Origin of the sequence: Pseudomonas sp. EA_65y_Pfl1_P113 (assembly GCF_963970525.1) — a bacterium.
GTDB classification, from domain to species: Bacteria; Pseudomonadota; Gammaproteobacteria; order Pseudomonadales; family Pseudomonadaceae; genus Aquipseudomonas; species Aquipseudomonas tritici.
Genome location: NZ_CAXAQM010000460.1, coordinates 1 through 481, shown reverse-complemented (window position 1 = coordinate 481; position 481 = coordinate 1). Strand labels below are relative to the sequence as shown.

The following is a 481-nucleotide window of genomic DNA, read 5'->3' as shown; positions in this document are numbered from 1 at the left end:
CGAGATGCCTGCGAACACGGCATAGCCCGTATAGGTGACCGCCAAGCCGGGCGACACCGCCAGCGCCGGGAAGCTGACCGAGATCGCCGCATTGGCGATCCACTGTGCAAAGCCCGACACCGCCAGCCCCGACCCGCGGATCTGGTTCGGGAACATTTCGCCCAGCATGACCCACATGATCGGGCCCCAGCTGAAGTTGAAGAAGACGACGTACAGATTGGCCGCGACCAGCGCGATCACGCCGTTATTACCGGGCAGCGACACTCCGCCATCAGGCGCGGTCACGGCGGTCGAGAAGGCATAGGCCACCGTCGCCAGCGTTACCGCCATGCCGGCCGAGCCGATCAGCAGCAGCGGCTTGCGCCCGATCTTGTCAACGAACGCGATCGTGAAGACCCCCGCGCCAATCGACAGCACGCCCGACAGGATGGTGGTCTGCAAGGCATAATCCTCGGAGAAGCCGACCGCTTCCCACAAGGTT

General features: G+C 64.4%; 1 protein-coding gene. It reads right to left on the bottom strand.

Going from position 1 to position 481, the window contains the following annotated elements:
• The coding region (locus AACY52_RS30565; RefSeq protein ID WP_339561423.1) for an MFS transporter at nucleotides 1-477 on the bottom strand (477 nt) is incomplete at its 3' end.
• Nucleotides 478-481 lie beyond the last annotated feature (4 nt).